Genomic DNA, 8,931 nt, shown 5'->3' with positions numbered 1-8,931 from the left:
AGCGGCTAATAATGCGGAGATAGACATGGTAATTGACTCGTATAGATGACTAATATTGACATGGGTGTATTGACTGTAACGAGTTACAGCGGCGCCATGATAGCAAAATCGATAACTAAAAGTGTGTAATACCATTCCATATAAGTATCTGGTCAGTTCAGAGACTCTCAGTTTTTTCAATTCAAGGCACATTGAAGAGGAAATGGTTATTCCCTTTTAAGTCAATGTAACACCGAAGTGGAAACACTGAGAGCCTCACGCAGTGCGGGTTTCAAAGCGCTTTATGCTACGTTGAATGTTCTCGATATAGAATAACTATTAGCTTCAAACATTCGCCTTGCCTACAGTGCTTTGAACTCCCGCTGAATGATCAGATATTTACTCGGAATGGTATTAATCCAAGTGAGAATTTAGAAATAATGAGCAGCGATCAGTGATGACCATAACCGAGAGAAAACCTAAACTGGTTTTAGTGCATGGTATTTTTAATACGGGATCTGTGATGAGCTGGATGAGAAGGCAGTTTGAATCTCAGGGATTCGAGTGCTTCACTCCGACGCTAAAGCCCTTTGATGGCCGCCATGGCGTCGAGTATGCCGCCAATAACCTAAAGAGCCAGATAGATAAGCGATACGGTGAACATCAGAGCATAGTGCTTATCGGCTTCAGCATGGGGGGCATAGTCGCGAGATATTACCTGCAACATCTCGAAGGGTATTCGAGAACTAGCCACTTGTTTACCATCTCAACCCCACATGGCGGCAGCTACATGGCCTATCTGCCTTACCCATCGAAAGCGATGAAGCAACTCAGGCCCGATAGTGAACTTCTCAGGTCCTTAGATGAATCTGCATACCGGCTCGACGCGCTAAAGCTCTATTCCTACAGAACATCTATCGATTACACCATAGTGCCGAGTACCAGTTCACATTGGGAGTTGGCTGAGAATAAGAAGTTCTGCGTCGCTCTGCATCTTTCTATGGTCTTTAGCAGTAAGATCACTAATGAAATACTCGCTAGATTGCATGAGTAACTGTGTCCCTAGCTTCCTAGCTTCCTAGCTTCAAGTTAGCTCGTTTGTGTCGCAGCGCCGGTAAGGCTTCGAGTGTGCAGAGTAAAAGCCCCGTCCAGATTAAGGCGAAACTGACAGCCTTGACGTGGTCGAAATACTCGTTAAACAGTACCACGGCGAGCAAAAAATGCATGCTAGGCTCGATATATTGCATTAGACCTATCATAGATAGGCTGGTACGGCTGATGGCAAGGGAAAAAAAGATAAGCGGAATTAAGGTGATAGGTGCCACGCCCATGTAGAGCAGTAGTTGTGACCAGGTATCAGTGTCAGAGGTTGAGAACTGAGCCAGAGCCATGCTCTGATCTGTGATCCCTAGCCAAAAGAGATAACTTAGGGCGAAAGGCATCAAGAGGGCAGCTTCCACGGTCACCGAGGTTAGCGAATCGAAGCGGATAAATTTCTTACATAAGCCATAGAGAGCGAAGCATCCTCCCATAAACAGCGAACTCCAGGGCAGCTCTCCGTAGCTGTATATCAGGTAGCCGATACCACAACTCCCTAGCATGACGGCTATAGTCTGGGCCCTAGACAGTTTATCCCCGAGAAACATCACGCCGAGGGCGATAGCGAACAAGGGATTGATGAAAAATCCTAAGCTAGCGGCTAACACCTGGCCATGGGTGATAGCCCAGGTAAAGTGATACCAAGACACACACATGATCACTGCCGCGAGTCCACACAGAGCCAGCGAACGCTTGTCGGCCTTGAGTGCTGCCAAAGAAGGAAGCTTTTGCCCCATGATAAGGATGACCGCCAACATGAAGGGCAGCGAAAATGTGATCCTAAAGGCTTGTAGCTCATTGGTATCGGCCCCAGGTAACATCTGAAAATACAGTGGCATCAAGCCCCAAAGCAGGAAAGCGAAGGCGGCAAGGGCATTACCCTGAAATGTGGTACGGCTAGTGTGTGGCATTTTACATAATCCAAAAATGACATAGGACGATAAGAAAAAATGTTGTTATGGAGTACTCTCGGATGAGCAAGTGATATTTGGTATAATAAGTGGCCGATACTAGCAATACGCTTGGATATATCAAGGGAAATTATTTTGTCTCGGTAGCGTTAAATAAGCTCATAGCAACTGAATCTATGGCTAGGCCGAAGGGTCGGCTTAGCCATAGATTAGCTTAGATTAATTCCGGCTCATCACCTATATTTGTGCCTCTATCCATTGCTCGACATCTGACTGGACTACAGACATAGGTCTGGCGCCTGGTAGTAAGATGAGATCATGGAAGGCGCGGATATCAAACTTGTCCCCCAGATTTTGTTGCGCCTTGGCTCTGAGCTCGACCAGCTTCAACATACCAAGCTTGTAGCCCAGGGCTTGACCCGGCCAGGCGATATAACGGTCGATAGCAGAAGTCACCTCTTTTTGGGTGGACCCAGTCGCCTCGGAAAAATATTCTATGGCCTGCTGGCGAGTCCACTTTTTATGATGAAGGCCGGTATCGACTACGAGTCTCGCGGCGCGATAAGCCTCGGCCTTGAGACGGCCCAAGTTACCCCAAGGATCATTTTCATACATGCCCATTTCAGAGGCAAGCAACTCTGAATACAGAGCCCAGCCTTCAATATAGGCATTGAATGAAGCGTTCTGACGCATCAGGCCAATATCCTTTTGCAGCATGTTAAGGGCTATCTGGAAATGGTGTCCTGGTACTGCTTCATGATAAGTGAGCGTCTTGAGGCCATATTTGGGGATAGAGGTCATATCTTTAAGGTTAATAAAGAAGACGCCGGGACGACTAGCATCGAGCGCTGGTGGTATATAGGAGCCACCAGCAGCCCCAGCCTCTGTTTCAACTGGGACACGCTTAACGATCACCTCTTGTGGTGGCAAGGTCGAGAATAGCTGCGGTGCCTTGGTCATCACTAACTCTATGTCTTTGCTGAGATCATTGAGCAATTGTTGACGGCCAGCATCTGAGTTCTCGTATAGAAAACGTGGCTCACTGCTGAGCTGGATCATGCGCTCGCCTACACTTCCCTTATTGTAGCCGTTAGCTTTTAAGATGCTGTCCATCTCGCTGGTGATACGGTTAACTTCTTCGATGCCCAGTTGATGGATCTCGTCGGCACTCAAATTTGAGTCTGCCAAATAGGTGATGCCATGTTGATAGAAAGACTCACCATTGGGCTGGGCCCAAATCCCCACGTCAGTGGGGGCTTTACGCGCTAAGCTGGTCATCAGAGCGCTAACATCACGGTAAGCGGGATAGATCTTCTCATCGACGAGTTTACTGGCTTGTGCAATGAAAGCCTCTCTATGCTTTGCATCAACTTTATCTGTGGCATTCAGTTTTTCTTGGAAGCTAGTGACCAGGCTGTGTTCACTAGCAGGTTTGGCCGTAAACTTAGTGAGGAAATTAAGCGTGTTGGCAAATAGTGGCTTAGGAAGAATGACACCGTTAGCGGCATCGGCTTCCACTTTGAGCTTTACTTGATTAGTCATTTCAGCCAAGGCGGTTAAGCGGTGCAGATAATCTGCAGCATCGCCTAAGTCTGAAATAGTCTGCTGATCGGTTAAAATGGCAGGAATGTCGATCAGTGGCCCACTAATTTGGTTGACTATGTAAGGCAGGTGTCCGCCCCAGGTATCGATATAACCTGCGTTAAATTGAGCATCTCCGGCGTAGTAATTAGCGATTACCTGGTTAACGACGACGTGACGTTTGTCGTTATCAGATAGATTTTGGGTATCTATATTAGCTAGCTGTGATGCCGCGAGCTGCATTTTTTGTTGTAAGGCTTTCATGCCTGTCGGAGAGTAATCGGGGAGCTGGCGTTGAAAGTTTCCCGCAATGTCAGAACTGAGATTTAACGAGGTGGCCAATGCTGGCTGAGACTCGATGAAGTCTTGAGTGAACTGCGCCACTCTAGCGTCAATACTCGCTCGTTTATCCGTGTCGACCTTAGGTGTTTGAGCGACTTGAGTACTTTTGGCAGCGACTCCGGTCGTATTATTTGCTGATTCAGTCTGTTCATTAGTGCAACCAAACAAGGCCACTAAAACACTTAGGCCGATAAGACTTTTACTAAACATGGAGCATCCTTCCTTATCACGTTTTTTATATTTTTGTGAACTATACCCTGATTTGGAGCGGTCGGCATTGGTTAAAAATATTGTGGCATCCTCTGCCGCTAGCCAAGTGGGAATCTTGATATTTCACTGTTCGATGATAGTTATCATGTTCATAACGGCGTCATGAGTGAATCTGAGTATGTCTATATTCAGGCCTGTTTCAGCGAAAAATTGTATCTAATTAGGCTCCTGCTCCATTACTTTGTAACATCTGATTAACTGAACTTTCTTTTTTTTTCAGAGTCGATAGATTAGGCTCATAGGTTTAAAGCGCGATATGTGAGATAAAGTCAGGCGCTTATTGCGAGATTGGAGTTTGTTGCAAATGGAAAAAATCAGAAACGGTTCATCTTTTTTATCTATGCTTGCGGCGTCCCCCGTACATGCATTACCCGTACTACTATTGCCGCTGCTGGCTCTGGCATCGTTTGGCGCTAATGCCGCGTCGAAAAATTCAGCAGTAACACTCGAATCACACAGTGTTGAAACCAGCTTCAAGCTGACTCATCCTATATTGCCAGCTAATTTGCTAGCGACGAGTGGCAAAGAGCTCGTTATCTTCGGGGTGGATGATTCCCGGCAGAAGTGGTTAGCCGTTTTTGCTTTCGATACGGTGAAGGGCAAGTATACCGAGTCTTTAAAAGTGAAACTTCCCCGTGAGCTTGCCAGCTTCGATTTGACCCGGCGTGATCACTCTGGCTCGTCAGCTAATGTCAATGCTACCAATGCTACCAATGCTAATGAAATGCAGCAATTGATGTTCTTATCGAGTAAGCATTTAATTAAATTCGTTCCCGATGATAAGTTAAACCCCTTCCACATTGTTGCCGATATCAACTCAATGTCGCTCAAGCATAGGCCCGACTATATTAGTGACAGTGATTTTATTCGTGATCTTAATGGTGACGGCCTGGATGACATCATCATTAGCGACTTCGATAGGGTAGAGCTTTTTATCGCACAAACCGATGGCAGTTATCAAAGGCAGCTACTGCCGATTAGGCCTCAAGTCCGACTCTATAACGATGGTGTTCGCTACACTCAGTCAAAACTCTATAGTGCCGACATCAATCTCGATGGTAAGTTGGATGTCGTTAAGATAGGTGAGGGGGAGCTAGAGGTGTATAGACAAGAGGAGTCGGGACATTTCAATCCTATCGCTAAATACAGCTCGGTTCGTCTGGCTATCAGCGGATTGGATTGGTGGAACAAGCGAGACGCTTACGGCGAGCCGTTAGATCAGAGTGACTTGATTTACCGCAAAGTGGAGCAGCTTAAAGATATCAATGACGATGGCTTAACCGATATGGTAGTGCGTTACACCAAGAGCTCAGGTGTGCTGGATAGGGTGAATGATTATGAGATTTATCTGGGTGAAAACATCAAGGGACTGCTGACGTTTCCGAAGCAGCCTAATAGCGTTATTAGAGCCGATGGCACCTTAACTGGGTTAGAATTTATCGATATCGACGGCGATAACAAAGATGAGGTGCTGGTGGTGGGGTTCGACATCGGCTTATCGCAGATCATAGGAGCCTTGATTTCGGGCAGTATCGATCAGGACGTGTATCTATTTAAGATGGATGAGAATAGCCAGTTCTCCGATGATGCCAATATCAGTAAAGAGGTGGAGTTAAGCTTCAGCCTCAGTTCGGGTCAAAGTGGCACCCCTGTGGTCAAGCTGGCAGATATTAATGGTGATGGGCTGCAAGATCTCTTGTTGTCAGACGGAGATGATACCTTGCAGATATTTTTAGGCAGTGACAGTGACAGGCTTTTTGTTAAGAGGAGTGAAAAAATCCGCGTCCAGCTGCCTCAAGACGGTGGCATGGTATCTAGCGAGGACCTCAATGGCGACGGTAAAGATGATCTGCTGATCAAGTACGGTCCGCAAGATGATGAGTCACTACAAAATACGTTTAGGGTGATACTCGCAGGCTAGCTGCTAACATGACAGGCGCCTCCGGGCGTCATTTTGTCTAAGGGCAGCTCAAACTCAAGAGAATTTATTAGAATGACTCAGCCTCTTGAGTCAGGGAAGTCTAATCTGGCTGTACAACCTGACGCTTCAGCAGAAGTCTTATCAGAGGTTAAAGACAACTGCCATCCCCAGCAGTTTGGTGGCTAAGTCGACTGCCGTTCCCTGCACTTTAAAATAATCGGCAAGCATTCCCGCGTCATCTTGATAATCTTCAACGATTAAGAGTTTTGACCTCAGGGTACTTTACCTATTGTTTTTTAGGGCCGAGAATTATCTCATTTACATGTATAAAAATGTCGACTGAGTAACTAGTCGATGCATTCGGGGCATCATGAACTAATATTAAGCTGAATTAATGAACGGTTAGCCGATGAGCATTTGTTTATTCATCGGGAGTTTATATACTGCACACCATTCGATTTACAAAATGTAAACGATATTTACCCTGTTTTATATCTTGAGTGCAAATTTTTCAAGATGTTCTGGAGTTCTATGTGATAAAAAAAATGAATATGTCAGTACTGAGTGTCGCTGTTCTTGCTACTAGTATCTTAGTTGCAGGTTGTCAGGTGACTAATCCTTATACCAATGAAAGCCAAAACGCTAAGGCAACAAACGGAGCTATTATTGGTGCGATTGCCGGGGCGGCAATCGGTGTCGCCTCTTCAAGTAAGAGTGATCGTGGTAAGGGAGCATTAATCGGTGCTGCATCGGGTGCTGCATTGGGTGGTGGTATCGGTTATTACATGGATGTTCAGGAAGCAGAGTTGCGTGAGCAGTTACAATCAACCGGTGTCAGCGTGACTCGTAGTGGTGACAATATTGTGTTGATTATGCCCAATGAAGTCACTTTCGGAGTCGATGAGGTCCATCTCAATCCTGGCGCTAAAAAGGTGCTTAATAGCGTGGCACTAGTGGCTAAAGAGTATGATCAGACTCAACTCAATATATTGGGTTATACGGACAGTTCAGGGTCTGAGTCATATAATCTGCGTTTATCGAAAATTCGTGCCATCGAAGTGGGCAATTATCTTGTGGCTCAGAACGTGGAATATGCCAGAGTTAAGTCTGAAGGCATAGGTGAAGCTAGACCTATCTCGAGCAATGCCACCGCAGAAGGCCGGGCGCAGAATCGCCGTGTGGAGATTATCTTGAGTCCACTGCCTTAAGGTGAATTCTTGTTTTTGAAGGATGATAAAAAGGCTTCCTCTGGAGCCTTTTTATCCATCTGTTGGGGCTAATTATGCGCTGATCATCATCCAAAATACGCAAACCGATTAGGCTAAATTTATCTTATGGTTACTTGCGTGCCCCCCACCACTTGTTTAAGTTTTTATTCACAGTAGGAAGAAGGTGGCTAGCCCGAGGAAGGCAAACAAGCCAATCACATCAGTGACTGTGGTTAACACCATGCCGCCGGCGAGAGCCGGGTCGATATTCATTTTTTTAAGCAGCAAGGGAATACTGGCACCGGCAAAACCTGCCACTGTCATATTGATCAGCATGGCTCCGCCTATGAGGGCACCTAAGGTGATATCACCTTTCCACAGCCACACTGCCGCAAATACCAATACTGACCATAATAAGCCATTGAGGAAGCCGATGGCCAGCTCCTTGCCAATCAGCCAGCGAGAGTTACTCTGTCCTATTTGGCCCAGTGCAATGCCTCGAATGACCAGGGCTAAGGTCTGATTGCCGGCGACGCCCCCCATGCTCGGCACTATGGTCATCAGTATCGCTATGGTGGCAAATTGTTCCAGCGTGCCCTCAAACATATTACTGACAGACGCAGCCAAGAGGGCGGCAAATAAGTTGATGCTCAGCCATAGAGAGCGCTGTAGCGTACTCTTCAAGACCGGGCCAAAGGTATCGCTATCCTCATCCATACCCGCCATGCCCATCATGGAATGCTCGGCATCTTCCCTGATGATATCGACGACATCATCTATGGTTATTCGGCCCAGTAGTTGATTATCTTCGCCGATCACAGGTGCTGAGAGCCAATCGTGTCGTTCAAATAGTTGTGCGACGTCGCTGTCATTCATGCCAACAGGAATGCCCTCTAGATCCGATGCCATAATGTCTCTGACAGAGGCGTTTGGGTTACAGGTGAGCAGATCTGAAATCCGCACGCCGCCGAGCAAGTTGTCACGTTTATCGACGACATATAGGGTGTCAGTCGCTTCCGGTAGCTCTCCACGAATTCTAAGATAACGCAGTATCACATCTATGTTGACGTCGGGGCGTAGGGTGACGGTATCGGTATTCATGATACTGCCAGCGGTGTCTTCTGGGTAGGACAGCGCTTGTTCGACTCTCGTCCTGTCTTGGCTGCTCATGGACAGGAGTACTTTATTGAAGACACTGTCCGGTAAACTACGCAGAATATAAGCCAGATCGTCGGTATCCATGCCTTGTGCGGCTTTGGCGACTCGCTCTGGTGTCATCTGTTTGATGAGGTTATCTTTTAGCTCCTCACCCAGCTCATCTAAGATCTCACCGGTATGATCCAGATCGATAAGCTGCCACAACACCTGACGCGTTCTTGGCGGAGAGGATTCTAAAATAAAGGCCACATCCGATGCTGCCATATCATGGAGCATGTTTCTGACATGGACAAACATACCACTACTAAGGGCTTGGGTGAGCTGATTTAGACGTTGATCTGTTGTTTCACTGTCTAGTACTTCTCTTGGCATAGTGGACCCTCCCTTGGTGGTGATTTGACTGTTTGCGTTAGGCTAGAGCTAACTCGCTAATGTGTAAAAGAAAGGGCGAATATGGCGTGAG

General features: G+C 46.7%; 7 protein-coding genes. 3 read left to right on the top strand and 4 right to left on the bottom strand.

The window, feature by feature from the left end; all coding sequences use genetic code 11:
- A partial coding sequence (locus tag HRU42_RS15350) for a hypothetical protein (RefSeq protein WP_295032221.1) occupies positions 1 to 180 on the bottom strand: 180 nt, incomplete at its 3' end.
- A 256-nt stretch (positions 181 to 436) separates the two neighbouring features.
- Here HRU42_RS15350 and HRU42_RS15345 point away from each other — a divergent pair.
- Complete coding sequence (locus HRU42_RS15345) at positions 437 to 1,033, top strand: lipase (RefSeq protein WP_295032225.1); 597 nt, start codon at positions 437 to 439, stop codon at positions 1,031 to 1,033.
- Between the two features lie 16 nt (positions 1,034 to 1,049).
- Here the strand turns inward: HRU42_RS15345 and rarD are convergent, their stop codons facing one another.
- Both rarD and HRU42_RS15335 read right to left on the bottom strand, forming a co-directional pair.
- Positions 1,050 to 1,988, bottom strand: a complete 939-nt coding sequence (rarD, locus tag HRU42_RS15340; RefSeq protein ID WP_295032220.1) for an EamA family transporter RarD — start codon at positions 1,986 to 1,988, stop codon at positions 1,050 to 1,052.
- A 237-nt stretch (positions 1,989 to 2,225) separates the two neighbouring features.
- Entirely contained in the window at positions 2,226 to 4,121 is a 1,896-nt protein-coding gene (locus tag HRU42_RS15335) for a DUF885 family protein (protein ID WP_295032218.1), read from the bottom strand.
- Between the two features lie 364 nt (positions 4,122 to 4,485).
- On the opposite strand from HRU42_RS15335, the gene HRU42_RS15330 reads away from it, so the two are divergent.
- Entirely contained in the window at positions 4,486 to 6,102 is a 1,617-nt protein-coding gene (locus tag HRU42_RS15330) for a VCBS repeat-containing protein (RefSeq protein WP_295032217.1), read from the top strand.
- Positions 6,103 to 6,647: 545 nt separating this feature from the next.
- Positions 6,648 to 7,310, top strand: a complete 663-nt coding sequence (locus HRU42_RS15325) for an OmpA family protein (protein ID WP_295032223.1) — start codon at positions 6,648 to 6,650, stop codon at positions 7,308 to 7,310.
- A 168-nt stretch (positions 7,311 to 7,478) separates the two neighbouring features.
- Here the strand turns inward: HRU42_RS15325 and mgtE are convergent, their stop codons facing one another.
- Positions 7,479 to 8,840: a magnesium transporter gene (gene mgtE, locus HRU42_RS15320; protein WP_295032215.1), complete on the bottom strand. Its 1,362-nt coding sequence runs from the start codon at positions 8,838 to 8,840 to the stop codon at positions 7,479 to 7,481.
- Between the last annotated feature and the right edge of the window lie 91 nt (positions 8,841 to 8,931).

It is taken from the genome of Shewanella sp., assembly GCF_013214165.1.
Lineage (GTDB): Bacteria > Pseudomonadota > Gammaproteobacteria > Enterobacterales > Shewanellaceae > Shewanella.
This window is presented reverse-complemented; position numbering and strand designations above follow the sequence as displayed.

Excerpts from the sequence above, each read along its gene's own strand:
- HRU42_RS15345 (WP_295032225.1), top strand. The coding sequence starts at position 437 with ATGACCATAACCGAGAGAAAACCTAAACTGGTTTTAGTGCATGGTATT.
- rarD (WP_295032220.1), bottom strand. The coding sequence starts at position 1,988 with ATGCCACACACTAGCCGTACCACATTTCAGGGTAATGCCCTTGCCGCC.
- HRU42_RS15335 (WP_295032218.1), bottom strand. The coding sequence starts at position 4,121 with ATGTTTAGTAAAAGTCTTATCGGCCTAAGTGTTTTAGTGGCCTTGTTT.
- HRU42_RS15330 (WP_295032217.1), top strand. The coding sequence starts at position 4,486 with ATGGAAAAAATCAGAAACGGTTCATCTTTTTTATCTATGCTTGCGGCG.
- HRU42_RS15325 (WP_295032223.1), top strand. The coding sequence starts at position 6,648 with ATGAATATGTCAGTACTGAGTGTCGCTGTTCTTGCTACTAGTATCTTA.
- mgtE (WP_295032215.1), bottom strand. The coding sequence starts at position 8,840 with ATGCCAAGAGAAGTACTAGACAGTGAAACAACAGATCAACGTCTAAAT.